Source organism: Spirillospora sp. NPDC048824 (assembly GCF_043198455.1).
In the GTDB taxonomy this organism is placed as follows: Bacteria; Actinomycetota; Actinomycetes; order Streptosporangiales; family Streptosporangiaceae; genus Spirillospora.
This window is the reverse complement of record NZ_JBICUS010000012.1, coordinates 156,485-181,285: the sequence shown is the minus strand read 5'-3', so window position 1 is coordinate 181,285 and position 24,801 is coordinate 156,485. Positions and strand designations below refer to the sequence as shown.

Here is a 24,801-nt window from a genome sequence, read left to right as displayed (position 1 = left end):
CCGATGGTGATGAGGTGTTCCTCCGCCCATGGTGGAGGGTGAGGACACCGGCGACGACCCAAGGGAGGCCGAGGTGGGGCAGCAGGCGGGAAACCTGGTCGCACAGGACGGCCCCCTGAGCGCCCGCTCGGCGTTCGTGATCGTCGCCGGGCTCCTGGTGGCCATGGTGATCGCCTCCGGGTTCCGGCGGGTCGGGGCGTCCGAACGGCTCGTCGTCCGGCGGTTCGGGAGGACGCGCGGCGTCCGCGGGCCGGGGCTGCGGTTCCTGCTCCCGCTCGCCGACACCGGCGTGCGCGTCCCCATGGGGATGCGGCCGCACGACATCTGGGTCAAGGCCACCACCAGGGACGGCGTTCCCGTCCGCGTCAAGGCGCTCGCGATGATGGGGGCCGACGACCCCGTCAGGTACGCGTCCGCAGCGGATACGCCGTCCTCGGCCGCGCAGGCGACCACCGCGGTCGCGCTGCGCGATGTGATAGCGGACCGGGACCTGGCGGACCTGCCGTCCCTGATGGCCGACGGGGACGACGCCGATCTGGTCCGGCGCGTCAACGAGGCGGTCCGGCCCTGGGGAGTGGCCGCGAACCTCGTTTCCATCACCGACGCGACGGTCCCGGTCCGCGCCGCTCAGAACCCGCCGAAGTCGCCGCCTCCGCCGAACCCGCCGAAGTCGCCTCCGCCGAAGTCCCAGCCTCCGCCGATGTCGCCGCCTTCCGCGCCCATGCCCTCGCCGCCGTAGCCGCCGTAGCCGAACCCGCCGCCCATCATCGAGCCGAGCATGGTGCCGATCATCATGCCGCTGAGCAGGTCCATCCCACCGTAGCCGCGGTAGTAGCCGCCGGCGTAGGGGCCGTACGCGGGGCCCGCGTCCCAGTACGGGCGCCGGACGCCGCCGTACGGCACCATCCGGACGTCCGGGTCCGTCCCGTGCAGGACGGCGTCGGCGTCGGCCTCGCACGCCGGGACGGAACGCGCGACACCGCCGGGCGGCGCCCACGTGACGTCCTTCACGGACGGCCCGTGCTGCGGGTTGAAGAAGCACGGCGCACGCCGTTCGGGGACGGGGTCACCGGAGAGCCGGGCTCGCGTCGCTGTCATGTAGTAGCGGCCGTCCTCCAGCGAGGTCGTGACCTCCTGCATGTCCTGCGGCTGAACGGCGCGTTCGGTCGCCGTCTTGGCGCTGTCGTAGGAGTTCATCGCGCGTTCGTAGTCGGCGCGGATGTCGGGGTCGAGGTCCTTGTCCATGACGTTGAGGTCCAGCCGGGCGATGTCCTCGCCGAGGAGCGTCACGTCCTCCTCCACGCCGCTCTTGAGGTCGGCCATCTCCTGCGCCGCCCGGGTGCGCTGCCGCTTGCGGGAGACGAGGAACGCGGCCGCCACCAGCGCGGCCACCATGATGAGCACGCCGAGGGTCACGAACCCGCCGATCGCGCTCGACCGGGCCTTCTCGTCGACCTTGTTCTCGGCGAGCTCGCCGAACCGGGTCAGCCGGTCCTCCAGCGGCATGCCGTTGGTGCGCGTGACCAGCTGGTTGATCTCGGCCTGGTCGAGCTTCTGGGAGATCGCGCCCATCCGGGCGCCGTCGGCGGTGATCGCGACATAGGTCTCGCCCTCGCCGACGCGCTGCGCGACGGCCGGAAGCAGCTGCCTGACCTGGTCCCTGGTGATGTCGTTGCCGACGACCACGGCGCGGATGTCGGCGTCGCCGGCGCCGGCCAGGGCGGACCGGACCTCGCTCTGGGCGGCCGGGGACAGCGCGTTACCGGCCTCGCTCGTCACGTGGAGCCGCGAGTCGATGAGGCCCTTGGCGATCTGCCCGACGGTGTCGGCGGGCGCGGCCGGCGGCGCGGCGAGGGTCTGCGCCGCGGTCGTCTGCGCCGCGGTCGTCTGCGCCGTGGTCGACTGCGCCGCGGTCGTCTGCGTGGTGGCCATCCGCGTGGTGGCCGTCTGTGCTGCGACTGCTCGTGTGGTTGCGGGCTGTTCCGTGGCGGCCTGTGCGGGGGCGGTGAAGGCGAACGCCGGAACGGCGATCGCGGCGGCGATGATCGCCGAGACGGCGCCCCGGCGTGCCGCCTGGTTGGCCCGGATCTCGGTGCTCATGCCTCCAGTCTGCCCACGTGGAAGCCGGGATCGCTTCCTCCGCAGGACCTATTTGCGGCCGAGTTCAATGGTGGCCGCCCCCCAGACCGGAAACCACCCTGCCCAAAACCGGGCCGGGTGGCCCCGCCGGCCTCGCAGGCGGGCTCAGCTGTCCTTGATCTCGCAGATGACGGCGCCCGCGGAGACGGTCTGGCCGACCTCGGCGGCCAGTCCGGTGAGCGTCCCGGCCTTGTGGGCGGTGAGCGGCTGCTCCATCTTCATCGCCTCCAGGACCACGATGGTGTCGCCGGCCTCCACCGTCGCGCCGTCCTCGACGACGATCTTGACGATTGTGCCCTGCATGGGGCTGACCAGCGAGTCGCCGGACGCCTGCGCGCCGCCGCCCTTCTTGCCCGCGCGCTTCCTGGCGGGCTGGGCGGCGCCTCCCTGGGCGGCGGACGCGCCCAGACCCGCGGGCAGGACGACCTCGATCCGCCGGCCGCCGACCTCGACGGTGACGCGCTCCCGCTCGCCCTCGTCCTCGTCCCCGGCGACGGACGTCTCGTAGGGCGTGATCCGGTTGTCGAACTCGGTCTCGATCCACCGGGTGTGGACGGAGAACGGCGTCGCGTCGCCCTCCGGGACGAACGCCGGGTCGTCCAGCACCGCCCGGTGGAACGGCAGCACCGTCGGCATCCCGTCGATTTCGAACTCGGCCAGTGCGCGGCGGGCCCGCTCGACCGCCTGCCGGCGCGTCGCCCCCGTCACGATCAGCTTCGCGATCAGGGAGTCGAACGCCTGCGGGACGGTCTGCCCGGCGCCGTAGCCGGTGTCCAGCCGGACCCCGGGCCCGGTCGGCGGCTCCCACCGGGTCAGCGTGCCGACGGCGGGCAGGAACCCGCGCCCGGCGTCCTCGGCGTTCAGCCGGAACTCGATGGAGTGGCCGCGCCGCTCCGGGTCGCCGTACCCGAGCTCCTCGCCGTCGGCGACGCGGAACATCTCCCGGACGAGGTCGACCCCTGTGACCTCCTCGGTGACGGGGTGCTCCACCTGGAGGCGCGTGTTCACCTCGAGGAACGAGATCGTCCCGTCATGGCCGACGAGGAACTCGCACGTCCCCGCGCCGACGTACCCGGCCTCCTTCAAGATGGCCTTGGACGAGGTGTACAGCAGCTCGACCTGCTCGTCCGACAGGTACGGCGCCGGGGCCTCCTCGACGAGCTTCTGGTGCCGCCGCTGCAGCGAGCAGTCGCGGGTGGACACGACGACGACGTTGCCGTGCTTGTCGGCCAGGCACTGCGTCTCGACGTGCCGCGGCTTGTCCAGGTACCGCTCGACGAAGCATTCGCCGCGCCCGAACGCTCCCACGGCCTCCCGGACGGCGGACTCGTACAGCTCGGGGACCTCTTCGAGCGTCCGTGCCACCTTCAGGCCGCGCCCGCCGCCGCCGTACGCCGCCTTGATCGCGATCGGCAGGCCGTGCTCCTCCGCGAACGCGACGACCTCGTCCGCCCCGGAGACCGGGTCCTTGGTGCCGGCGACCAGCGGCGCACCGACCTTCTGGGCGATATGCCTGGCCTGCACCTTGTCGCCCAGCGCGATGATCGCCTCGGGCGGCGGGCCGATCCACGTGAGCCCCGCGTTCTGCACGGCCGTCGCGAAATCGGCGTTCTCCGCCAGGAAGCCGTAGCCGGGGTGGACGGCGTCCGCGCCGGCGTCGGCGGCGATCTTCAAAAGCCTCTCGATGTTCAGGTAGCTCTCGGCCGCGGTCCGCCCACCCAGGGCGAACGCCTCGTCGGCGACCCGAACGTGCAGCGCCTCCAGATCGGGCTCGGCGTACACCGCCACACTGGCCAGCCCCGCATCGCGACAGGCACGGGCTATACGAACCGCGATCTCACCGCGGTTGGCGATCAGGACCTTGCGCACGTGGGTCTCCTCCCTCAACCTCGCACGCAGTCTAGATAACCGCCGTTCCAGGTTTTCGTAAGCCCCTCCTTATTGCGCGGCAACGCCCGTGCCAGGCGGTCTGCGGCCGCACGCCGGGCACGGGACCGGGGACGTGCTCACCGGTGACCGTTCCGCACCGGCCCGCCGGCCGGCGGGTGTAATCTTCGGCTCGGATCTGCTCGGCTCCTATCAGCGGGAGAGGCCGATGGTTCGCCCGTGGCCCCGGGTCGGCCTGACGGTCGCCCTGGCCGCCTGCCTGCTGGCTCCCTCGTCCACCGTCCGGCGGGAGAGCCCCGTCGTGGACGCCGACGTCACCCGGCAGCTCACGATCGCCGCGAGCACGCTGCTGCGGCACCGCTCGCAGGCCCTCGTCCAGAAGCACCCTCGTGACGGCGCGGCCGTGCCCCGCGAGGTGTACGGCGTCCGGATCTCCCCGCGGCTCGCGCGCTCCCAGGAACGGGCCGTCCGCGAACTGGAGAACCGCAACCGCGCCCCCGTCGAGGGCGGCCCCGCCTACACCGGTGCCCGCACGAGCCTCGACGAAGGACGCGCCGTCCGGAAGGGGGACCGCATCACGCTGGAGGCGGTCGAGCACACCGTCGTCCGGTACGGCAGCGGCAAGGTCACCCAGTCGGTGCGGCGCCGGTTCGTGTTCCGGACCCGGGGCGAGCAGATCACCCTGATCGCCGAGCGCGTCCTCGACCCGGACGCGCACCCGGTGAACGACCCGGTCTCGCCCGCCCGCTGACGCGTTCCGCCGAATTGCGCGGCCAGGCTCTGAAAATGCTTTGACGGGGAGTAATTGCGCCGGTCACAAGGCATGTGGAGTAGATGGTCTGGCCACATTCGGACACGCTGGAATGCCGCGGACAGAGCCGTTTCAGCGGGGGTTCCACGTGGTGGGCCTGGATCAACGTGATGGATGAGGCGTAGGCTGACGCCGGTGGTAAGCCGTTTCCGCCCGCAGTTGAAGAAAGGCTCCATTCTTCAGGACGCCATTCACTGACGCCCGCCACGAGCCGCGGGTCCCGGCCCATCCCCCCGAGGCCGGGACCCGCATCCACCACCCGCATGGCCTCCCCCCGATGTTCGCCGAGGGCCGGTCAGCCCGCGTTCGGCTGGGGCGGGAGGGCCACCTGGATCTGGGTGGCCGCACCGGCGGCGACGAAGAGGCCGCGGCCGGTGGGGCCGCCCAAAGGGGCGTTGCGGGGGAGGCGGAGGCCGAACAGGTCGCCGTCGTCGGGGGAGTCGACGGACAGCAGGACCCCGGAGCGGGAGCGGCGGACGTCGGAGAGGAAGCCGCGGTGGCCCCGTCCGATGTCGCCGGTGGTGCCGCCGATGACGACGGCGTGCTCGCCGTCGCGTGCGGTGCGGAGCACGTCGCGGAGGGCGTCGTCCAGGTCGGTTCCGCCGAAGAGTTCGGCGTCGTCGACGACGACGGCGTAGCGGTGCTCGTCGCCGATGGCATCGGTGAGGTCGCCGGCGCCCGAGTCGGAGGTGAGGACGCCGAGGACGCCCGGGTGGGCGGACAGGAGCCGGAGCGGGGAGCGCCGGGGCGTGACGAGCACGACGGGAACGAGGCCGCCGCCGACGGCGGGGTCGAGGAGCGAGTGGACGATCGTGCGCAGCGTCGTGGAGCGCCCGGAGCGGGGCGGGCCGGCGACGGCGAAGCCGGGACCCTCGTTCAGGAGGTCGACGCCGACCGGGGCCAGGGTGTCGCCGCCCACGCCGACGAGGGCCCAGAGCGCGGACGGGGCGAGGAACTCGGGGTCGAGCGACATCGCCTCGCGGTAGGTGACGCGGACCGGTAGCTCGTCCACGTGCAGGGGACGCTGGCGTCGCGGCAGGCGGCCGTAGCGGGACATGCAGGTGCGGGCGATCTCCTGGAGGACGGCGATCTGCGCGGTGCCGGACGGGTCGTCCCCGAGGAGGCCGATCTGTGATTCGCGCGGGGGCGCGCCGGGGACGACGGATTCCAGGGCACGGCCGGGCGGCATCGCGGCGGGGACCTGCTTGTCGTGGAGGCCGCCGTAGCCGTAGTCGTTCGGGTCGGCCATGCGGAGGATGAGGCGGCGGTCGAAGACGGTGGCGATCTGGCCGCCGAGGCCGGAGCGGTCGCCGGTGAAGACGGCGCGCAGGCCGACGGCGGCGCCGTCGCGGAGGAGCCGGATGACCTGGTCGACGAGGCGGCCGTGGTCGTAGTGCTCGAACGCGCCGAGGAAGCCCTCCCAGCGGTCGAGGAGCAGCACCATCCAGGGAAGGCGGTCGGTGGCGGCGACGGAGGCGCGCTGCTCGGCGAGGGACGCGAAGCCCGCCTCGGCGAGGAGCTGCCGGCGGCGGGCGGCCTCGGCGGCGAGGGCGGTGACGAGCCGTTCGCAGCGGCCGAGCTGGTCGCGGCTGACGACGGCGCCGCAGTGCGGGAGGGAGACGAGGGGCAGCAGGGCGTTCGCGCCGCAGTCGATGGCGTACAGGTGCGCGTCGTAGGGGGAGCAGGCGCCGGCGAGGGACCCGGCGATGGTGCGCAGTGCGGTGGAGCGGCCCGACTGCGCGGACCCGGCGAGGTACAGGTTGCCTCCGGAGGCGAGGTCGAGGGTGAGCCGCTCGCGGGACTGGACGGCGGGCAGGTCGGTGACGCCGAACGCGATCGGGGGGACGTCGACGACGGAGCCGCCGGCGGCGGTGCCGGGCGTCAGCGTGATCCGTTCGGGCAGCGGGCTCAGCCACGGTGACGGCAGCCGGGCGATGCCGGCGCGGCGGGCCGCCTCGTCGATCGCCTGGACGAGGACGCCGAGGTCGGTGGCGAGATCCGGGTCGCCCGCGGTGGTGCCGCCGGCTCCGCGGGGCGCGGGCAGCGGGTGGCCGAGGCCCTGCCAGGGGAGCGGCAGGACGGTGGGGCCGCGGCCGCCGGCGCCGGCCCCGGGGCGTCTCCCCCCGATCCGGGCGGACTGGACGGGCTGCGGCGATGACACGCCGGAGCGGACGTAGCAGCGTCCAGGGGTGGCCTTGGAGATCTGCGCGGCCTCGGGAGAGTCGAGGACGCCGGCCGACTCGTCGGGGCCGGTGACGCGGAGCGCGATCCGCAGGCCGGTGTCGGCGCGGATGCCGGCGGTGACGGCCTCGGCGGGACGCCGCGTGGCGAGGACGAGGTGGACGCCGAGGGAGCGGCCGCGGCGTCCGATGCCGAGCAGGCCGGTGACGAAGTCGGGCAGGTCGGTGACCATGGCGGCGAACTCGTCGACGACGAGGACGAGCCGCGCCATCGCGGGCAGGTCCGGGTCGGTGACGCGCAGGTCGTCGTAGTCGTCGACGTCCTTGGCGTCCGCGTCGAGGAGGACCTCCTCGCGGCGGCGGAGTTCGGCGGCGAGGGACTCCAGGGCGCGTTCCGCCGCGTGGCCGTCCAGGTCGGTGACCACGCTCACGGTGTGGGGGAGGCGGGCGCAGTCGTCGAACGCGGCGCCGCCCTCGCAGTCGATGAGAACGAACGTCATCTCGTCGGGACGGTTCGCGACGGCCAGGGACGCGATGAGCGTCCGCAGGAGCTCCGACTTGCCCGCGCCCGTCGTTCCCGCGATGAGGGCGTGCGGCCCGTCCGTGCGGAGGTCGATCTCGTAGGGGTCTCCGGGGCCGTGTCCGCCCGGGCCGACGCCGATGGGGACGCGTGTGGTCCGGCCGCCTGTGCGCGTCCACATCTGGAGGATGTGCTCGGCGGTGGGGTCGGGCATGTCGAGGACGTCCAGGAGCCGCACCTCGGGCGGGATGGAGTCTTCGGCGCCCTCGCGTGACACGTCCCGGACGGGGGCCAGCGCGCGCGCCACCCGGTCCGTCCAGGTCGCCGAGACCTGGTCGGCGAGTACGCGCCCGATCACATCCAGCCCTTGGCCCTGGAGCCGGACCATCGACGGGTACTGCGGATCCCACGCGGCCACGGCCTGGCACTCTTCGGGAAGCAGAGGTTCCTCGTCGTCGACGCAGATGGCGTACAGCCCGTATTCGGCGCCGCGCGACAGCAGCATCGGCATCCCGGGTATGCGGCGCAACGCGCGCGCGCCGTCCAGGACGATCAGGACGTTGTACGGGACGGCATCGGCGGCCTTCCCGCCCTGCCCGGAGAAGGACGACTCCGCTTGGGCGGCACGGCGCCGTTCCGTCACCCGGATCGCCAGTTCGGTGACGCGGTGCGCGGCGGACTCCGCGTCGGTGCCGACAAGGGCGACGCAGTCCTCGCCCTCGCGCGGCGCGCAGTGCGGCAGCCACCGCACCCAGTTCCACTCGTCCCCGGCCCCCTGGTCGGCGGACAGGACGACGATGGACAGGTCGCGGGGGCCGTGCAGGGCGGCGGCCTGCCCGACCAGCCAGCGGGCCAGCGCGCGGGACGCGGGACGCGGCCCGGCCAGCCCGATGACGCCCAGTTCCGCGAGCGGCAGCGCCACCGGGACCCGGCGCGCGGGCGGCACCGCGATGCGGGCGTCGCCGGTGAACTCGATGTGGGCGGGCAGGTCGGCGAGGCCGATGCGCAGGTGCAGGGCGTCGGGGTCGCCGTGGCGGCGTTCCCACAGCCGCCGCCGCGGGCCGGTCGCGGTCAGCAGCACCTCGGCGGGGTCGGGGTGGAACGCGCGCCGCTCGGCCTCGTCCTCGCGCAGCAGCCGCCGCAGCTCGCCGTCGAACTCGCCGGACTTGCGGTCGTACTCCTTCAGCGACCTCTTGTGCGACAGCAGCGCCCCCAGCAGCCGGAGCCGATCACGCGGGTCGCGTTCGGGACGCTCCGGGACCTCCAGCCGCCGGTCGCGGTGCGCCGGGTCGGGCCGCGGCGGCCGGTTGAACGCGAGGCCGCCCTCGGGCAGCGGCTCGAGGTGGGTGTCGGGGGCGGCGCTCGGCGCGAGCGCCAGCACGCTGGAACCCACCGACAGCAGCGCGCCCGCCGGCCACGTCGTCTTGGCGGCCAGCGGCGTCCCGTCCAGCTCGGCCCTCCCCTCCATCGTCTGCGCGGACGCCTCGACCTCGACGGCCTCGCGCCCGACCGTGAGCCGCAGCGAACGGGCCGGCACGGACGGGTCGTCCAGCACCACGTCCACGTCGCGCCCGGAGCCGATCGTGCAGGCCCCGAGGCCGAGGCGGTGCACCGACCCGGCCGCCGGGCCGCCCACGACGCGGACCTCGACCAGGCCGGTCGGCTCGGCGAGGACGGTGGCGGCGGCGCCGCGCTGCTCGACCGCCACGACGGCGCCGTCCCGCAGTTCCTTGACGGCGAGGGCCTGCGGGTCGAGCATCCGCCCGTCCATCCACAGGGCCCGCCGCGATCGCGGGCTCCGGCCGCCGCCGGAGGCGAGCCCGTCCCGTCCGAGCAGGGCGTCCTTGGAGTAGCGGGGCGTCGGGACGGGCGGCGGCGCGGCCGACGGCGCCCGGCCGTCGAGCAGGGCGGCGAGCGACTGCGCGACCCCGTCCACGGTGGCCTCGGAGTCGGCGTCCAGCACGACGTCGCGTGGTCCTCCGCCGGTCAGCGCCGTGAACGAGATCCGCATCAGAGCCCTCCGACGTCCTCGGGACAACCGCGCTCAGCTTAGTTACCCGTCCTCTCCGACTCCCGGTGGGCGGCGACGATGGTCTTGAGGGCGTCGTCCATCGGCGTCGGCGCCATCCCGAACGTGGACTGGAACGCCGAGGAGTCCAGGATGTACGGCTTGTCGAACTGGTACCTGGTCTCCCGCAGCTCCTTCATCATCGGCGAGACGAGCCCGAGCGCGTTGAAGACGGGACGCGGCACCTCGTACACGCGCGGTGCCGGGGCGCCGGCGACCTCGCACAGCCGTCCGGCGACGTCCAGCGTGGACACGGCCGGGCCGGTCGGGACGTGCCATGCCCGCCCCCACGCCCGCTCGTCCGTCCCGGCGATGGCGAGGGCCTCCGCGACGTCCGGCAGGTACGTCCAGGCGTGCGGGACCGACGGGTCGCTGAAGTACGGCACGCGCTTGCCCGCCAGCAGCGGCTTCACGAACCGGGTCTCGCCGATGTACGCCTGGTCGGTGCTCCGGGGGCCGTAGTAGTCGGAGCCGCGCAGCTCGGTGACCCGCACGCGGCCCGCCCGGTGCGCGGCGATAGCGTCCCGCCACATCTTCGCCCGGACCCGTCCCTTGGTTCCCGTCGCCGCGAGCGGCAGGTCTTCGGTCATCGGCCCGTCCACCGGCCCGTACACGTACAGGTTGCTCAGCGTGACCAGGACGGCGCCTGTCTCCTCGGCCGCACCGAGGAAGGACGCGGCCATCGGCGGCCAGTCCTGCGCCCACCGGTGGTACTGCGGGTTGACGCAGTTGTAGAGCGCGTCGGCCCCCTTGGCGATCTCGGTCAGCCGCGCCCGGTCGGCGACGTCGGCGGCGACCCGCCGGACGCCCTCCGGCCCCGACCCGGACCGCGTCACGACGACGACGTCATGCCCGCCCCCGGCGAGCCGCTCGGCGAGGTGGGCGCCGACCTGCCCGGCTCCGACGATCACGTGCCTGCCCATGTCGTTCTCCTGTCTTCCGTTTCGTTCGGTTGATCCAGTTCTCTCGCCGACCTGCGGCATCGCCCCTTTTCGCGGTCTCACACGGGCGGCATGGCGCGGCTCAGCGCGTGTGGCGGGGTGTTTCGATGTGGGTCTTGAGGGCATTCAGGCGGGTCTCGTGGGCCGCGCGCAGCTTGCTCGCCCCGAAGAGCCGGCGGACCAGCGGGCCGGCGAGCGATTCCTGGAGCGTCACCCGGGTGCGCCCGTCCTCCTGGGTCAGGACCATGCGGTCGACCGCCCGGTAGAGGCCGAGGGAACGGCCCGTCCAGCTCAGCTCCCGGCCGGGGTCGACCACGGCGAAGCGGGACCGCAGCGGCGTGCCGTTCTGTGCCCAGCGGAACTCCCGGCCCGGTTCCACGGCGTCCAGCGCGCGGATGCGGAAGCCGGGCGCCCAGGTCTCCCAGCGGCGCAGGTCGGCGAGGACGTCCCAGACCTCCTGAACCGGCGCGTCGATGACGATGTCGGACGAGTTGGTGACGGGCGCGCTCTCGTCGATTCGACCGCGCAGCGCGTACTCCTCGCGCAGCGTCTTGAGGTTCCTGGCGGCCATGAGGGCCCCTCTCGGGTTCGATGCTCTGTTTCGAGAGCAATGCTCTCTTTTGAGAGCGGCGTTGTCAAGAGCAATGCTCTCGAATCGGTGCGGCGCTCTGCTAGCCTGACCCCATGAGCGCAGGTCGTACGGCACGGGAACGCGTCAGGGCGGAGCTGGTCCGCGAGATCACCGAGATCGCCAGGCGGCAGCTGGCCACCGAGGGGGCCGGGGGACTGTCACTGCGCGCGGTCGCCCGTGAGATGGGCATGGTGTCGTCGGCGATCTACCGGTACTTCCCGAGCCGCGACGACCTGCTCACCGCGCTGATCATCGACGGGTACAACGCCGTCGGCGAGGCGGTCGAGAACGCCGACGCCGGCATGCGCGCCGACGATTACGCCGGACGGTGGCTCGCCGTCTGCAGGGCCGTCCGCGAGTGGGCGCTGGAGCACCCGCACGAGTACGCCCTGCTGTACGGGTCGCCCGTCCCCGGCTACAAGGCGCCGCAGGACACCGTCCCCGCGGCCATGCGCGACACGGTCGTCCTCGCGCGGATCATCACCGAGGCGCACGCGGCCGGCGCCGTCGAACCGGCCGGATTCTCCCCGGCGCCTCCGCCCTCGATCGCCGCGGACCTGGACCGCGTGCGCACCGCGGTCCTCATGGACGTCCCGGACGACGTGATCATTCGTTGCCTCACGGCATGGTCCGGTTTGTACGGAACGGTCAGCTTTGAATTGTTCGGGCAATTCAACACCGTGCTGGAGGACGACCGGGCCGGCTATTTCGACCACGGCATGACCCTGCTGGCGGGTCTCGTCGGCCTGCGGCCGTGACCCCGCGGGGGCCGCGACCGTGACGCCGCGGGGCCTCCGGCGCGCCTCCGGAGTCGTCCAGGATGTGGTCAGTGACAGATGTGACTGATGGTAAGCAACCCGGTGATCAACGAATTCGCAGGTCATCGAGCCATGCCCAGATATGGACGGCTTGTATCGACCGAATCCATTGACGTGACCTTGCCGCCCCCGCAAGCATGGATCGCTCGGTGATGCGCGGATCCCGGGAAACGGGTCCGCGGAGGGGCGGGAAGGAGCGCGTGGGCAGCGCGATGAAGTCCAACCAGTCGACCTTCGCCGGAGGCGGATCGGGCTCGGGCGGAGGCGGAGCGGGTCCGGCCGCCGGCGGTGCGGCGGGCTCGTCCGGCGGCGCGCCGGGGCTCGGCCGCTCGGGGCTCGGCACCTCCGGGGGGCAGCGGCTTCCCACCTCCCCGCGCGAACGCAAACCGGCACTGGCGGCGCTCGCGGTGCTGCTCATCCTCGGCGGCGCCCTCGCGAGCGCCTACCTCGTGATGGCCAGCGGCGAGCGGGTGTCGGCGATCCGGATCGCGCAGCCGGTCGCGGCCGGGCAGCAGATCCCGGCGGCCGCGCTCGAAGAGGTCCAGGTCGGCGACACCGGAATCCAGTACATCAGCTGGTCGGAGCGTGCCAAGGTCGCCCGGCATCTCGCGGCGGTCCCGCTGGTCAAGGGCGCGCTGCTGACCAACTCCATGATCAGCTCCCCGGACGCCCCGGCGATGGGCCGCCTCATCGTCGGGCTCGCGCTCAAACCCGGCCAGTTCCCCTCCGGCGGCGTCGCCGTCGGCAAGCACGTCACCCTCTACGCGGTCGGCGGCGGGCAGAACGGCGGGCCGCGCGCCGGCACCGTCCTCGCCCGGGACGCCATCGTGGTCGCCGTCTCCGGCGGAGGCGGCGGGGGCGACCTCGGCGGCACCCGGCTGCGGTCCGACCAGACCAGCGTGGACGTCGCCGTCCTGCCGGCCGACGCGCCGCAGGTGACCCAGGCGGCCTCGGCCGGGGCGGTCGCGCTCGCGCTCATCCCGGACGGGGCGCAGGCCGCCGCCCCACCCGCCGAGCCCGGCGGCGAAGACCCGGGCGGGAACGAGGAGCCCGGCGGCTCCGAGCCTCCCGGCGGCACCGTGCCGGTGCCGGGCGGGGGCACCCCGGGCACGGGCGGGAGCGGGGCACCGACACCGGGCGCGGGCGGTAACTGACCGTGGCACTCATCGCGCTCGCGGCCGACAAGGGGGCGCCGGGCGTCACGACCGCGGCCGTCGCCCTCGGCGCCGTGTGGCCGCGTCCCGTGCTGGTCGCGGAGTGCGACCAGGCGGGCGGCGACCTCGTGTACCGGCTGCCCGCCGCCCCCGGCACCGCCGACGGCCCCCAGGGCCACGCCGCGGACGGCGGGATGCTCAACCCGTCCCGCGGGCTGCTCAGCCTCGCCGCCACCGCCCGCCGCGGCCTGCGCCCCGACCAGATCGCCGAGCACTGCCAGCGGCTCGTCGGCGGCCTCGACGTGCTCGTCGGGACCACCAACGCCGAGCAGGCGCAGGCGATGACGTGGCTGTGGGGCCCGCTCGGCCGCGCGTTCGCCGGACTCGACCCCGTCGACGTGATCGCCGACTGCGGGCGGCTCGGCGCCGGCACCCCGCTGACCGAGCTGATGCACGAGGCCGACATGGTCGTCCTGCTCACCAGGGCCACCCTCGAACAGGTCGCCCACCTGCGCGAACGCGTCGCGGCGCTGACGTCGGAGCTGCGCGGCGGCCCGCCCGTCGGGGTGCTCGTCCTCGCCGACCCGCGCGACTTCCGCGGCTCGATCGCCGAGGTCGACCGCATCCTCGCCGGGGTGCGGGGCCGCGCCCGGCCGATGGACGCGGGCGCTCAGCAGGGGCCCCCGCCGCCGGACGTGACCGTCCTCGGCGGGCTGGCCCTCGACCCCAAGGGCGCCGAGCTGCTGTCGGGCCGCTGGGGCGGGCGCCTGGACCGCTCGCTGCTGATCCGGTCGGCGCGCGAGGTCGCGGGCGAACTCGCCGGACGCCTCGCGTCGGCCCGGCCCGCCCTGGGCGCGGCCCACGACCGCGGCGGGCACGACGTCCCGCCCCCGTACCGGCCGGCGCCCGAACCACCGCCGGCGCCCGGCCCGCATGTCCCGCCCGCGGTGCAGGCACCGCCCGGTGAGGGGCTTTCGGCGGACGGGCAGGTCCCGGCCAGCGAGCGGACTCCGCCGACCGGGCAGGTCCCGGCGGGCGGACGGCACGAGGAGGGGAGGCGCTAGATGGACCACGGGCTCGTCAAACGCCTCCGCCAGGAGGTCGGCGACCGGCTGGCGCAGCAGCGCCGCCTCGACGCCGCCAACGGGCTCCCGCCGATGACCGGGGAGGACGAGCGGCAGTTCGCCCGCGCCCTCATCGGCCAGGTGCTGGAGGAGTTCGCCCGCGGCGAGATCACCTCCGGGCGCCGCCCGCCGAACGCCGAAGAGGAGGAGGCGCTCGCGGCCGGGGTGCACGCGGCGCTGTTCGGGGTGGGCCGGCTCCAGCCGCTGCTGGAGGACCCCGAGATCGAGAACATCGACATCAACGGCTGCGACCGCGTCTTCATCGGCTACGCCGACGGGCGCGAGGTGATGGGCGAGCCGGTCGCCGAGAGCGACGAGGAACTGGTCGAGCTGATCCAGATACTCGCCGCCTACAGCGGGTTGTCGTCGCGTCCGTTCGACACCGCGAACCCGCAGCTCGACCTGCGGCTCCCGGACGGTTCGCGGCTCTCGGCCGTGATGGACGTGACGGTCCGCCCGGCGCTGTCGATCCGCCGTGCACGCCTCGGCAAGGTCTTCCTCGCCGACCTCGTCGGCAACGGGACGTTCCCCCAGGAGATCGGGTACTTCCTCCGCGCCGCCGTGCAGGCCCGCAAGAACATCATGATCGCCGGAGCGACGAACGCGGGGAAGACGACGCTGCTGCGCGCCGTGGCGAACGAGATCCCGGCGGACGAGCGGCTCATCACCGTCGAACGCGCCCTCGAACTCGGCCTGGACGCCTTCCCCGAACTGCACCCCAACTGCGTCGCGTTCGAGCAGCGGCTCCCGAACTCCGAGGGGCAGGGCGCGATCTCGATGGCGGAGCTGGTCCGCCGGTCGCTGCGCATGAACCCGTCCCGCGTGATCGTCGGCGAGGTGCTCGGCGACGAGATCGTCACGATGCTGAACGCGATGACGCAGGGCAACGACGGGTCGCTGTCGACGATCCACGCGAACTCGTCGGTGGAGGTCTTCAACCGCATCGCGACCTACGCGATCCAGTCGGAGGAGCGGCTGCCCGTCGAGGCGACCCACATGCTGATCGCGGGCGCCATCGACTTCGTCGTGTTCATCGAGAAACGCAACGAGTACACCTCCGGGGGGCGGCTGCGCCGCTACGTCGCCAGCATCCGGGAGGTGACCGGCGTGGACGGGCGGGTCCTGTCGTCGGAGGTGTTCACGCTCGGGCCCGGCGGGTTCGCGGTGCCGAGCGCGCCGATCGCGTGCGCCGCCGAACTCGCCGACCACGGCTACGACCCGTCCGCCGGAGGTGCCTGGTGAACGCGTGCCGGGGCGGCGGGCGGCTCGTCACCGGCGGGGGAGGGCGCTGATGTACGCGCCGGACGTTCTCCTCGCGATCGTCGCGGGCGCCGTGGCGGGCGGCGGGCTGCTGCTCCTCGCCGTCGCGGTGCGCGGGCTGCCGCCGCGGCCCGTGTCCGGGGGGCGGCGCCAGGTCCGCAGCCGCGAGGACCTCGTCAGGACGCTCACGACCCGCACCGCCGTCGCCGTCATCGTCGGCGTGGCCGTGCTGATCGTGACGCGCTGGCCGATCGCCGCCGCCGGGACCGGCGCGCTCGTGCTCACCTGGAACGGCCTGGCCGGCGGCGCCGCCGAGGAACGCAAGGGCATGGCGGGGCTGGAGGCCCTCGCCGGCTGGACGGAGTCGCTGCGCGACACCATCGCGGGCGCCGTCGGCCTCGAACAGGCGATCCCCGCGTCGCAGCGCGCCGCCGCGCCCGCCCTGCAGCAGCCGCTGCGCAACCTCGTCGACCGGCTGCACACCCGCGTCCCGATGCCGGAGGCGCTGCGCCGGTTCGCCGACGACCTGGACGACCCGTCCGCCGACCTGGTGATCGCCGCGCTGATCCTGAACGCCAAGCTCCGCGGCCCCGGCCTGCGCGACATGCTCAGCGCCCTCGCGAACTCCGCCCGCGCCGAACTGGACATGCGGCGCCGCGTCGAGGCCGACCGGCGGTCCACCCGGCGCAGCGTCCGGATCGTCGTCGCCGTCTCCGTCGGGACGGCCCTGGCCCTCGCCGTGTTCAACCACTCCTACGTCGAGCCGTACGACGACGTCCTCGGCCAGCTCGTCCTGTGCATCGTCGTCGCGCTGTACGGGGCGGCGTTCCTGTGGCTGCGCAGGTTGTCGAAGTACGAGCTGCCGGGACGGTTCCTCAGCGAGCCGCGCAGGGCCGTCCAGCCCGGCGTGCCCGGCGAGGTGCCGAGCACCGTGGCGGGCTGGCAGGGCGGCGGGCCCGGTTCCGGCGGCCCGCAGGAACTCCCGCTGCGTGGACGCCACACCATGGACGCGGGAGGAGGTGCGGAGTGAACGCCGCGATGCTCGCGGGCGCCGTCGTCGGCCTCGGCCTGTACGTCCTCGCCAGGGCGCTGTTCCCGGCGCGGCCCGGCCTCGCCGCGCGGATGGCCGCGCTCGACGCCGCCCGCCGCCGCGACCTGGAGGAACAGCAGGCGGGCCGGATGTCTCCGACGCTGGAGCGGGTCGGGGGGCTGCGCGCCAGACTGGGACGGGAGCTGGCGCGGTTCTGCGAGTCGCGCGGCTGGAGGCTGCGTTCCGTCCGCGCCGACCTGGCGATCACCGAGCGGTCGATGGAGGCGTTCCTCGCGACGAAGTTCCTGCTCCCCGCCGCCGCGCTGCTGTTCATCCCGCTGATCGCCGCGTACTTCGCGCTGCTCGGGCTCGGCTCGTCCGTCGCCGTTCCCGTCTGGATCTGCATCCTGTTCGCCGCCGTGTTCTTCTTCTTTCCCGACATGCAGCTGCGGCAGGAGGCGCAGGCCCGCAGGCAGGACTTCCGGCACGTCGTCGGCGCGTTCCTCGACCTTGTCTCGATGAACCTCGCCGGCGGGCGCGGTGTGCCGGAGGCGCTGATGACCGCCTCGAACATCGGTGAGGGCTGGGCCATGCACCGCATCCGCGACGCCCTGTCCAACGCCCGCATCACCGGCCAGACGCCCTGGCAGTCGCTCGGCAGGCTCGGCGAGGAACTCGACATCGCCGAGTTGCGCGACCTCGCCGGGGCGCTCGCCCTCGTCGCCGACGACGGGGCGCAGGTCCGCAAGTCCCTGTCCGCCCGCGCCGCGTCGATGCGCAGCCGCGAGCTGTCGGAGCTTGAGGGCAAGGCGGGCGAACGCTCCCAGTCGATGCTCGTCGCGCAGCTGTTCCTCTGCGCCGGATTCCTGATCTTCCTGGCCTACCCGGCCCTGATGCGGGTGCTCGCCTCATGAGTCCCCACGCTTTCCGAAGAGTCCCCGTGACGGCCCACTGGAGGTACCGCGATGAGTCCGCACAACCCGATGAACGATCCGATCGTCGTCTATCTGCGCGCCATGGCCGGTGCGCGGATCGCACGGATGCGCGCGCCGGACGAGCGCGACCGGGGCGCGTCCGCGATCGAATGGGCGATCATCACCGCGATCCTGGCGCTGCTCGCGATCACGATCGGCGCGGTCATCACGAAGAAGGTCACCGACAAGGCCAACACCATCAACACCGGCAGCTGACCCGGCGGCCCGCCGCGGATGCGGAGCCGCCGCGGTCCGACGCCGGGGTGTCGTCGATGGAGTGGGCGCTGCTCACCCCGCTCCTCATCCTCCTGATGCTGATCGTCGTGCAGTTCACGATGGTGTTCCACGCCCGGCACGTCGCGCTCGCGGCGGCGCAGTCGGGCGCCCGCGTCGCGCGGACCGCGCCCGTCGGCGGCGGCTGGCAGGACGAGGCGACCACGAAGGCCGCCGGGGACGTCCGCGAGATCGGCCCGGAACTGCTGAGCGGACTCGACGTCCGGGCGGGGGAGGCCGGCGACCAGCGCTGGGTCGAGGTCAGCGGCTACGCGGTGGCGGTCATCCCGTTCATGAAGTTCCACGTGTCGCAGCGGTCCCAGGGGCCGATCGAGTGCTTCCGTCCCGACGTCGGCGAAGGCGTCGCGTGCGAACCGGAGGCCGCCCGGTGAAGATCGCGGACCGCGGGTCGATGTCCCTGGAGATGGTGCTGGTCACGCCGCTGTTCGTGGCGTTCCTGCTCTTCCTCGCCGGCGCCGGCCGGATGGTCGACGCCAAGAGCCAGGTGGACGGGGCCGCGCGGGACGCGGTCCGCGCCGCCTCCATCGCCCGCAGCGCCCCCGCCGCACAGCGCCTCGCCGCCGAGACCGCCGCGGCCGGTCTCACCGGCACGGAATGGTGCTCGGGCGGGCCCATCGTGCAGACCGACGTGTCCGACTGGGGGCCGGGCGGCCGCGTCGGCGTGACGATCAGCTGCGACGTCGACCTCGGTGACCTGTCGTTCATCGGCCTGCCCGGCAGCAAACGGCTCCAGGGCGAGGCGATCGCCCCCATCGACACCTTCACCTACCGGGGGACGGACGCGGGCGGCGCCGAAGACCCCGGAGGCGGGCAATGACCGGGTGCACGGCCCGCGGCCGGGGTCGCGGCCGGGACGGGGGCCGGGACCGGGGCACGATCGCGCTGTACACCGTGCTGTTCACCCCGATCGTCTTCCTGCTGGCCGGGCTGCTCGTCGACGGCGGCCTCGCCATCCACGCGCGGCAGCGCGCGGCGGACATGGCCGAGCAGGCCGCCCGGGCCGGCGCCGACCAGATCGACACCGACGCGCTCCGGGAGACCGGCGAACCCGTCCTCGACCCGGCCCGCGCCCGCGCCGCCGCATGCGACCTGCTCACCGCCTACCGCGACCAGGTCACCGCGTCCCGGTGCGACGCCGACGAGCAGGAGGTGGCCGTCACCGTGCAGATCACCGTCCGGCCGCAGCTGCTCGGGATCATCCCCGGCTTCAGCGAGTTCCGGATGACCTCCGGCGCGACCGCCCATCCCGTCACGGGAGGAATCGACCCGTGAGTCCCAGGCGAAACCGACCTACGATTTGTGCGACGTCCGGAGACCGGAGAACGGCAGGGGCGCGATGGTGACGCGGCAAGGGCAGAGGCCCCCGGACCGGGGCGGCAGGCAGCCGGTCAAGAGGCAGCGCAGCGCGGGCGACGTCCTGGCGGGGATCGGCGCGGTCGTGGCGCTGTCGGCGCTCATGGCGGGTGTCCCGGCCGCGCTGCTCATCCTGTTCGGCTCGCCGCTGCCGGACCATGTGCCGTCCGCGTCGGACCTCACGCAGCGGGTCGGCCCGGGTTCGCTCATCGCCATCCTCGTCGCGCTGGTGTGGCTCGCGTGGCTCCAGCTCGCGGTGTGCGTGGCCGTCGAGGTGTACGCGGGGATCCGCGGGGTCGGCGTGCCCGCGCGGGTGCCGCTCGCCGGCGGGACGCAGTCGCTGGTGCACCGGCTCGTCGTGGCGGCGCTGCTGCTGTTCACCGCCACCACCGCGATCATGCCGGCGTTCTCGGGCGCCGGCGGTCTGTCGCAGCGGCCGCCGGTGCAGACGCAGTCGCAGGAGTTCCACCGGATCCCGGCCGCGCCGGAACGCACGGCCGTCGCCGACCGGGTCGCCGCGGACCTCGCCGCCGAACCGCTGGAGAAGGCCGCCACCACCAAGATCTACCGGGTGCAGCCGCCGGAGGGACGCCACCACGAGAGCCTGTGGGAGATCGCCGAGAAGTGCCTGGGCGAGGGACGCCGCTACAAGGAGATCTTCGCCCTCAACAAGGGCCACATCCAGCCGGACGGGACGCGGCTGACCATCGCGAGCCTGATCCGTCCCGGCTGGATCCTGGAGATGCCGGCGGACGCCAAGGGTGCGAAGGTCATTCCCGCCGGGGACCTCGACGAGTACTTCCGGTACGGGCACGCCGTCCCCGACAAGCCGGAGAAGCCGCGGGAGCCCGCACCGGCGCCCGAACCGGCCCCGGAGGCGGAGCCGAAGCCCCAGCAGCCCGCCCCGCCGCCCGTCTCGCAGCCGCCGGTGACCCAGGCCCCGCCGACCGCCCCGCAGCCGCCCGTGTCGAAGGCGCCGCCGACGGCGCCGCAGCCGTCGGTGTCGCAGGCTCCGCCGACCGCGCCGCAGCCCGAGGTCACGCAGACCCCGGAGACCCGCAAACCGGAGACCCGGAAACCGGAACCCGCGCAGCCACCCGTGCACGGCGGCCCGTCCGGCGAGATGGGCGGCGACGCCGGAAGCGGCGGCGCGTCCGTGCCGGGCCAGGGCCTCGACCAGCAGGACGAGACCGGCACGGCGTCCGGCATCGGCTGGCCGCACGGCCTGGCGGCCGCGTCGCTGCTCGCCGCCGGCCTGCTCGCCGTCCTCGGCCGGCGGCGCCGCGTCCAGCTGTGGAACCGCGCGTTCGGGACCATGGTCGTCCGGCCGGAGGGGGAGGCGGCCGGGACGGAGCGGGCGCTGCGGCTCGGCGCCGACGACGAGGCCGTCCGGCTGCTCGACCTCGGGCTGCGGCACCTGTCGAAGTCGATGGCGGCGGGCGGCCGTGCCCTCCCGACCGTGTACGGGGTGCACATCGGCACCGCATCGAGCGACGCGGCGCAGGCCGGGCAGGGCAGCCTCGACCTGTGGATCGCGCCCGCCGACCAGAACCCGCCCGCGCCGTGGCAGCCGTACGACGACGGCCAGGTGTGGCGGCTGCACGGCGACGCGCTGGCCGGGCTGGAGGCGGCCGACCTCGGCGACGTCCTCGCCCCCTACCCGGGCCTGGTGTCGATCGGCACCAACGACAACGGCCGCATCCTCGTCGACCTGGAGGCCGCGCACGGCCTGATCGCGCTGCGCGGCCCCGAGGACACCCGCCGGGCGGTGCTGTCCGCGGTCGCGATGGAGCTGGCCACCAACCGCTGGTCCGACCACATGCGGATCACGCTCGTCGGGTTCGGCGGCGAACTCGGCGAAGGCCTGGCGGAGATCGCGCCCGACCGGATCCGTTCCGTGCCGACGCTCGCGGACGCGCTGCCGGAGCTGGAGGGACGCAGCGAGGAGGTGCGGCAGGCGCTCGCCGCGTCCGGCGTCGACTCGGTGCTCACCGGCCGCTGCCGCGGCGTGTTCGGCGAGGCGTGGATGCCGCACTACCTGATCATGGCGGACCGGCCGTCGGAACGGGAGGCGGACCGGCTCGTCGCGCTCGCCCGCACCGGCACCCGGATGGCCGCCGGGTACCTCGTCCCCGGCGACGTGCAGGGCGCCACGTGGACGTGGGACGTCGACGAGGCCGGCCGCCTCCAGGCCGGCGTCCTCGGCTTCGACGTCGACGCGCAGCTGGTCGGCGACGACGACTACCGCGGCGTGTTCGAGCTGTTCCGGACGGCGGGCCGGCTCGAATCCGTCGAGCTGCCGGGCCTGGCCGGCGGGCCGGAGCCGCCGACCGCTCAGCAGTCGTCGGTCGACATCCGGCTGCTCGGTCCGATCGAGGTCGACGCGTCCGGCCCGATGGACGACGACCGCCGCGCGCTCTGCACCGAACTGCTGGTGTACCTGGCGGCGCATCCGGAGGGCGTCCACCCGACGGTGCTGTCCGGCGCGATCTGGCCGCGCGGGGCGAGCGCCGGCGTCCGCGACGCGTGCGTGGCGCGCGTGTCGGACTGGCTCGGCCGGGACACGCGGGGCCGGCCGAACCTCTACCACGACGAGCGCGGCCGGATCAGGCTCGGCTCGGAGGTCCGGGTCGACCTCAACGTGTTCCGCTGGCTGGTGTGGCGGTCGGCGGCCGAGCCCGCGTCCGAGACCGCCTACATGGCGTACGCGCTGGACCTCGTGCGCGGCCCGCTCCTCGCCGACCGGCCGCGCGGCCGGTACGCGTGGCTGGCCGACCACGACCTGGAGTACGAGGCGGCCGCGCGGGTCATCGACGTCGCGCACCGGCTCGTCGTGCTGCGGCTCGACGACGGCGACGCGCGCGGCGCGGTCGGCGCGGCCCGCGCGGGGCTGCGGCTCGCGCCCGAGGACGAGGGCCTGTGGCGTGACCTGCTCCGCGCGACCCACGCCACCGGCGACCAGGCCCAGGTCCGGATCGTGGTGGACGAGCTGCGCGGCCGCGTCGGCCGCGACCCGCTGCTCGACCGGCTCCAGCCCGAGACGGAGGCGCTGATGGAGGAACTGTCGCCGCAATGGCGCCATGCCACGGCCTGAAGATTCTTCCAGTGAACACTGGCGTCTTTATGGCGGAGCGCCGATAATGATCGCCATGACACGCGCTCTCACCCGGGTCGCCGCCTCCTGCGCGGCCGCCGCCCTTGCCCTGTCGCTCACCGCGGGACCGGCGTCCGCGGACGGGCCGTGGCACGCCGCCACGCTGCCGTTCTTCTGGGACGAGGCGTCCCTGCTGGACGTCGCCGCGGCCGCGCCCGACCAGGTGTGGATCAGCGGGAGGCAGGGTGAGATCTGCATCCAGGTGGCCCCCATGACCCCCTGCCTGATCTACCGCGCGGGCAACCCGGTCGTCCGCCGGTGGGACGGCTCGGGCTGGCGCGAGTACCCCATTCAGGGGTGGAGCGGACAGGGCTTCATCCGCCAGATCGCCGCCGGAGACGGCCAGACCTGGATCCTGGGGCGGCAGGATACGGCGGGCGCCTATCTGGCCAGGTTCGACGGGTCGGCCTTCGTCCCCGAGGCCGGTCCGTCCGGGGGGAGCATCCAGGTGCTCCGTGCCGGACCGGCCGGCGTGTGGGCGGGGATCAGCACGACGACCGGGGACTCCCTCCACCGCCGCTCCGGCGCCGGGTGGACCGGCACTCCGATCCCCGAGGACCTGCGCTACGTCAACGACGTGGAGGCCCGTACCGCCACCGACGCGTGGGCGGTCGGGCAGACCGAGCCGTCCCGGAACACCTACGGCAGGCCGGAGTTTCCCGCCCTGGCCCACTGGGACGGGAACTCCTGGACCAGCGTCCTCCCGCACCGCGAATCCGGCCCCATGGCCCGGATCGTCGCGGTGGCCCCGTCCGGACCCGGCCGGGCATGGGTGGTCACCCGCGGCGAGATCGCCCACTGGGACGGGACCGCGTGGACCGCCGCGCCCGCCCCCGAGGGCACCAGCGAACTCCAGGACATCGCGGTGGACGGCGCGGGCGCCGTATGGGTCACGGCCCGGATGAGCGGCGACCCGCGCCTCGGCCTGTTCCGCTACGAGAGCGGCACCTGGCACGAGGTGGTCCTCGGCTCGGTGACCGGCGCCACGGACATCGCCGCGTCCCCCGGCGGCGCCGCCTGGGCCCTGGCACGCAATGAGGACGGCAAGCCGGCGCTGCTCACCACTGATTGACGCTCCGGATGTGTGGAGTCTTGATGCACCGGATGCGTGGAGTCACGACACGCCGCCGGTGAACGGCGGGTCAGCGGAACAGGCCGGTTCCGCCCAGCGAGTACCGGCCCGGCTGCGGGTGGAGGCGCAGGCCCGCCAGGCGCCCCGCGACCCTGACCTTCCGCAGGACCCGCCCCGTCCGGGTGGACACCGCGTAGACGAGGCCGGCGGGGTCGGCGAGCCACAGCGCCGTCCCGTCCGACGACACCCCGCCCGGTATCGGTGAGCCGCCGCCGGGCAGCGGCCAGCGGGACGTGACCCGCCGGGTGCCGAAGTCGACGGCGGCGAGGATGCCGCCGCCCGCCACGAACAGGCGGCGCGCGTTCCGGCCGATGGACAGGCCGCGCGCGCCCGGCGCGGTACGGACGAACCCCAGCACGGCGAACCGTCCGGCGTCGACGAGCCAGACCCCGCCCTTGACGGAGTCGGCGACGTAGAACAGGGTGCCGTCCGGCGACAACCGCAGGTCACCGGGACGCGCGCCGTCCGGCAGCCGGATCGTCCCCGAGACCCGGCGGCCCGCGAGGTCCACGCGGGCGATCGCACCGGCGGACGCGCAGGTCGTCACCAGCGACGAACCGTCCAGCGTGAAGTCGGCGTGCCCGGCGGCGCAGGGCATCGGCACCGACGCGCTGCGCCGCATCGTGTCCGGGTCGCGGACGTCGACGCGGCGCGACCGGCGGGACAGGACCAGCGCGTTCCGCCCGTCCGGGGTGAAGTAGAGCCCGGTGGTGCCCGTGGCGTTCACCGTACGGCCCCGCTCGGGGCCGTGCGGCCCGACCGGCACGAGCATGCCGTGCGTCCGGCCGGTGGCCCACAGCCGCCGCAGATCCCAGGACGGCACGAGCCGCGACGCCGGCGCCCCCGTGTACAGCCGCCCGACGATCTGGAGGGTGTCCGGGTCGATGACGTCGATGAACGGCCCGTGCGCGACGTACAGCCGGGGCGGCATGCTTCGCGCGTGCGGCGCGATCATCCCCGGGCCGGTGGCGGCGTAGGCGTGCCCGCCCGCCGGCGCCACCGGGACGCCGCCGTCGCCGCCGCCGGGCGGGTCGGGCGTCGCGCTGCCGGGACGCGGGCTCAGGTACGGCGCCGGCCCGCCGAGCCCGACCACCGGCCGGCCCGGGGCGCCCTCCCCGGGCGGGTAGAACGGCACGGGCGACTCGCACCCGGCCAGAACACCGCAGGTCAGTGCGAGGGCCGCGGTGAGCGGGAGCGCGGCGGCCCGTGATCGTCCTCCTCGACACCCCATGCAACGGTCCCCCTTACACGGCGGGGACCTTACCGAGAGACGACTCCCCGTGTCCGGTCAATTGCGAAACGTGTTGATCGTCGCAGGGGGACGGCCGGAA

At 74.2% G+C, this 24,801-nt stretch carries 20 protein-coding genes; 14 read left to right on the top strand and 6 right to left on the bottom strand.

The genetic code is table 11. The features are described from left to right. Positions 1 to 28: 28 nt before the first annotated feature. On the top strand, positions 29 to 739 hold the full coding sequence (locus ACGFIS_RS24065) for an SPFH domain-containing protein (RefSeq protein WP_392912270.1): 711 nt from the start codon (positions 29 to 31) through the stop codon (positions 737 to 739). Here ACGFIS_RS24065 and ACGFIS_RS24060 read toward each other — a convergent pair. After that, the gene (locus tag ACGFIS_RS24060) at positions 628 to 2,100 is read right to left on the bottom strand and encodes a hypothetical protein (protein ID WP_392972546.1); all 1,473 of its coding nucleotides are present in this window, start codon (positions 2,098 to 2,100) and stop codon (positions 628 to 630) included. The two genes, ACGFIS_RS24065 and ACGFIS_RS24060, sit on opposite strands and share 112 nt — an antisense overlap. 144 nt (positions 2,101 to 2,244) lie before the next feature. Further along, positions 2,245 to 4,008: an acetyl/propionyl/methylcrotonyl-CoA carboxylase subunit alpha gene (locus tag ACGFIS_RS24055; RefSeq protein WP_392972544.1), complete on the bottom strand. Its 1,764-nt coding sequence runs from the start codon at positions 4,006 to 4,008 to the stop codon at positions 2,245 to 2,247. 226 nt (positions 4,009 to 4,234) lie between these two features. Between ACGFIS_RS24055 and ACGFIS_RS24050 the strand changes: the two genes are divergently transcribed. Continuing rightward, on the top strand, positions 4,235 to 4,777 hold the full coding sequence (locus ACGFIS_RS24050) for a hypothetical protein (protein WP_392912263.1): 543 nt from the start codon (positions 4,235 to 4,237) through the stop codon (positions 4,775 to 4,777). A gap of 355 nt (positions 4,778 to 5,132) precedes the next feature. Here the strand turns inward: ACGFIS_RS24050 and ACGFIS_RS24045 are convergent, their stop codons facing one another. The 3 genes from ACGFIS_RS24045 to ACGFIS_RS24035 form a co-directional block, all read right to left on the bottom strand. Continuing rightward, on the bottom strand, positions 5,133 to 9,548 hold the full coding sequence (locus tag ACGFIS_RS24045; RefSeq protein WP_392972542.1) for an FtsK/SpoIIIE domain-containing protein: 4,416 nt from the start codon (positions 9,546 to 9,548) through the stop codon (positions 5,133 to 5,135). 38 nt (positions 9,549 to 9,586) lie between these two features. Continuing rightward, positions 9,587 to 10,528 carry an NAD-dependent epimerase/dehydratase family protein gene (locus ACGFIS_RS24040; protein ID WP_392972540.1) on the bottom strand — a complete coding sequence of 314 codons (942 nt, stop codon included), beginning with the start codon at positions 10,526 to 10,528 and terminating at the stop codon, positions 9,587 to 9,589. Positions 10,529 to 10,628: 100 nt separating this feature from the next. Beyond that, positions 10,629 to 11,117, bottom strand: a complete 489-nt coding sequence (locus tag ACGFIS_RS24035; protein WP_392912257.1) for an SRPBCC family protein — start codon at positions 11,115 to 11,117, stop codon at positions 10,629 to 10,631. 113 nt (positions 11,118 to 11,230) lie between these two features. Between ACGFIS_RS24035 and ACGFIS_RS24030 the strand changes: the two genes are divergently transcribed. The 12 genes from ACGFIS_RS24030 to ACGFIS_RS23975 all read left to right on the top strand — a co-directional run bounded on the left by ACGFIS_RS24030 (position 11,231) and on the right by ACGFIS_RS23975 (position 23,410). Further along, on the top strand, positions 11,231 to 11,935 hold the full coding sequence (locus tag ACGFIS_RS24030) for a TetR/AcrR family transcriptional regulator (RefSeq protein ID WP_392912255.1): 705 nt from the start codon (positions 11,231 to 11,233) through the stop codon (positions 11,933 to 11,935). Positions 11,936 to 12,195: 260 nt separating this feature from the next. Beyond that, positions 12,196 to 13,149: a hypothetical protein gene (locus tag ACGFIS_RS24025; RefSeq protein ID WP_392912253.1), complete on the top strand. Its 954-nt coding sequence runs from the start codon at positions 12,196 to 12,198 to the stop codon at positions 13,147 to 13,149. Positions 13,150 to 13,151: 2 nt separating this feature from the next. Beyond that, positions 13,152 to 14,213, top strand: coding sequence for a hypothetical protein (locus ACGFIS_RS24020; RefSeq protein WP_392972538.1), 1,062 nt, complete (start codon positions 13,152 to 13,154; stop codon positions 14,211 to 14,213). Continuing rightward, positions 14,214 to 15,515, top strand: coding sequence for a CpaF family protein (locus tag ACGFIS_RS24015; RefSeq protein WP_392972536.1), 1,302 nt, complete (start codon positions 14,214 to 14,216; stop codon positions 15,513 to 15,515). Between the two features lie 49 nt (positions 15,516 to 15,564). Further along, a complete protein-coding gene (locus ACGFIS_RS24010) occupies positions 15,565 to 16,563 on the top strand; it encodes a type II secretion system F family protein (RefSeq protein WP_392912247.1) in 999 nt (332 codons plus the stop codon). After that, positions 16,560 to 17,477, top strand: a complete 918-nt coding sequence (locus ACGFIS_RS24005) for a type II secretion system F family protein (protein WP_392912245.1) — start codon at positions 16,560 to 16,562, stop codon at positions 17,475 to 17,477. The genes ACGFIS_RS24010 and ACGFIS_RS24005 overlap by 4 nt, the downstream gene beginning before the upstream one ends. A 51-nt stretch (positions 17,478 to 17,528) precedes the next feature. Next, entirely contained in the window at positions 17,529 to 17,753 is a 225-nt protein-coding gene (locus ACGFIS_RS24000) for a Flp family type IVb pilin (protein WP_392912243.1), read from the top strand. A gap of 56 nt (positions 17,754 to 17,809) precedes the next feature. Beyond that, positions 17,810 to 18,202 carry a TadE/TadG family type IV pilus assembly protein gene (locus ACGFIS_RS23995; RefSeq protein ID WP_392912241.1) on the top strand — a complete coding sequence of 131 codons (393 nt, stop codon included), beginning with the start codon at positions 17,810 to 17,812 and terminating at the stop codon, positions 18,200 to 18,202. Then, positions 18,199 to 18,648 (top strand): TadE family protein, encoded by a 450-nt coding sequence (locus ACGFIS_RS23990; RefSeq protein WP_392912239.1) that lies wholly within the window; start codon positions 18,199 to 18,201, stop codon positions 18,646 to 18,648. Before ACGFIS_RS23995 ends, ACGFIS_RS23990 begins: the two co-directional genes overlap by 4 nt. Beyond that, positions 18,645 to 19,103: a TadE/TadG family type IV pilus assembly protein gene (locus ACGFIS_RS23985; RefSeq protein WP_392912237.1), complete on the top strand. Its 459-nt coding sequence runs from the start codon at positions 18,645 to 18,647 to the stop codon at positions 19,101 to 19,103. Before ACGFIS_RS23990 ends, ACGFIS_RS23985 begins: the two co-directional genes overlap by 4 nt. Before the next feature lie 64 nt (positions 19,104 to 19,167). Next, positions 19,168 to 22,278 carry a BTAD domain-containing putative transcriptional regulator gene (locus tag ACGFIS_RS23980; RefSeq protein WP_392972534.1) on the top strand — a complete coding sequence of 1,037 codons (3,111 nt, stop codon included), beginning with the start codon at positions 19,168 to 19,170 and terminating at the stop codon, positions 22,276 to 22,278. A gap of 55 nt (positions 22,279 to 22,333) precedes the next feature. Then, positions 22,334 to 23,410, top strand: a complete 1,077-nt coding sequence (locus ACGFIS_RS23975; protein WP_392972532.1) for a hypothetical protein — start codon at positions 22,334 to 22,336, stop codon at positions 23,408 to 23,410. A gap of 70 nt (positions 23,411 to 23,480) precedes the next feature. Here ACGFIS_RS23975 and ACGFIS_RS23970 read toward each other — a convergent pair whose 3' ends face one another. Continuing rightward, the gene (locus ACGFIS_RS23970) at positions 23,481 to 24,701 is read right to left on the bottom strand and encodes a YncE family protein (RefSeq protein ID WP_392972530.1); all 1,221 of its coding nucleotides are present in this window, start codon (positions 24,699 to 24,701) and stop codon (positions 23,481 to 23,483) included. Positions 24,702 to 24,801 lie beyond the last annotated feature (100 nt).

What these genes read in the sequence shown, in the direction of transcription:
- ACGFIS_RS24000 (WP_392912243.1), top strand. Translation starts at nt 17,529, where the DNA reads ATGAGTCCGCACAACCCGATGAACGATCCGATCGTCGTCTATCTGCGC.
- ACGFIS_RS24030 (WP_392912255.1), top strand. Translation starts at nt 11,231, where the DNA reads ATGAGCGCAGGTCGTACGGCACGGGAACGCGTCAGGGCGGAGCTGGTC.
- ACGFIS_RS24065 (WP_392912270.1), top strand. Translation starts at nt 29, where the DNA reads ATGGTGGAGGGTGAGGACACCGGCGACGACCCAAGGGAGGCCGAGGTG.
- ACGFIS_RS24010 (WP_392912247.1), top strand. Translation starts at nt 15,565, where the DNA reads ATGTACGCGCCGGACGTTCTCCTCGCGATCGTCGCGGGCGCCGTGGCG.
- ACGFIS_RS24045 (WP_392972542.1), bottom strand. Translation starts at nt 9,548, where the DNA reads ATGCGGATCTCGTTCACGGCGCTGACCGGCGGAGGACCACGCGACGTC.
- ACGFIS_RS23985 (WP_392912237.1), top strand. Translation starts at nt 18,645, where the DNA reads ATGACCGGGTGCACGGCCCGCGGCCGGGGTCGCGGCCGGGACGGGGGC.
- ACGFIS_RS24060 (WP_392972546.1), bottom strand. Translation starts at nt 2,100, where the DNA reads ATGAGCACCGAGATCCGGGCCAACCAGGCGGCACGCCGGGGCGCCGTC.
- ACGFIS_RS23975 (WP_392972532.1), top strand. Translation starts at nt 22,334, where the DNA reads ATGACACGCGCTCTCACCCGGGTCGCCGCCTCCTGCGCGGCCGCCGCC.
- ACGFIS_RS24015 (WP_392972536.1), top strand. Translation starts at nt 14,214, where the DNA reads ATGGACCACGGGCTCGTCAAACGCCTCCGCCAGGAGGTCGGCGACCGG.
- ACGFIS_RS24035 (WP_392912257.1), bottom strand. Translation starts at nt 11,117, where the DNA reads ATGGCCGCCAGGAACCTCAAGACGCTGCGCGAGGAGTACGCGCTGCGC.
- ACGFIS_RS24050 (WP_392912263.1), top strand. Translation starts at nt 4,235, where the DNA reads ATGGTTCGCCCGTGGCCCCGGGTCGGCCTGACGGTCGCCCTGGCCGCC.
- ACGFIS_RS24040 (WP_392972540.1), bottom strand. Translation starts at nt 10,528, where the DNA reads ATGGGCAGGCACGTGATCGTCGGAGCCGGGCAGGTCGGCGCCCACCTC.
- ACGFIS_RS23980 (WP_392972534.1), top strand. Translation starts at nt 19,168, where the DNA reads ATGGTGACGCGGCAAGGGCAGAGGCCCCCGGACCGGGGCGGCAGGCAG.
- ACGFIS_RS23995 (WP_392912241.1), top strand. Translation starts at nt 17,810, where the DNA reads ATGGAGTGGGCGCTGCTCACCCCGCTCCTCATCCTCCTGATGCTGATC.
- ACGFIS_RS23970 (WP_392972530.1), bottom strand. Translation starts at nt 24,701, where the DNA reads ATGGGGTGTCGAGGAGGACGATCACGGGCCGCCGCGCTCCCGCTCACC.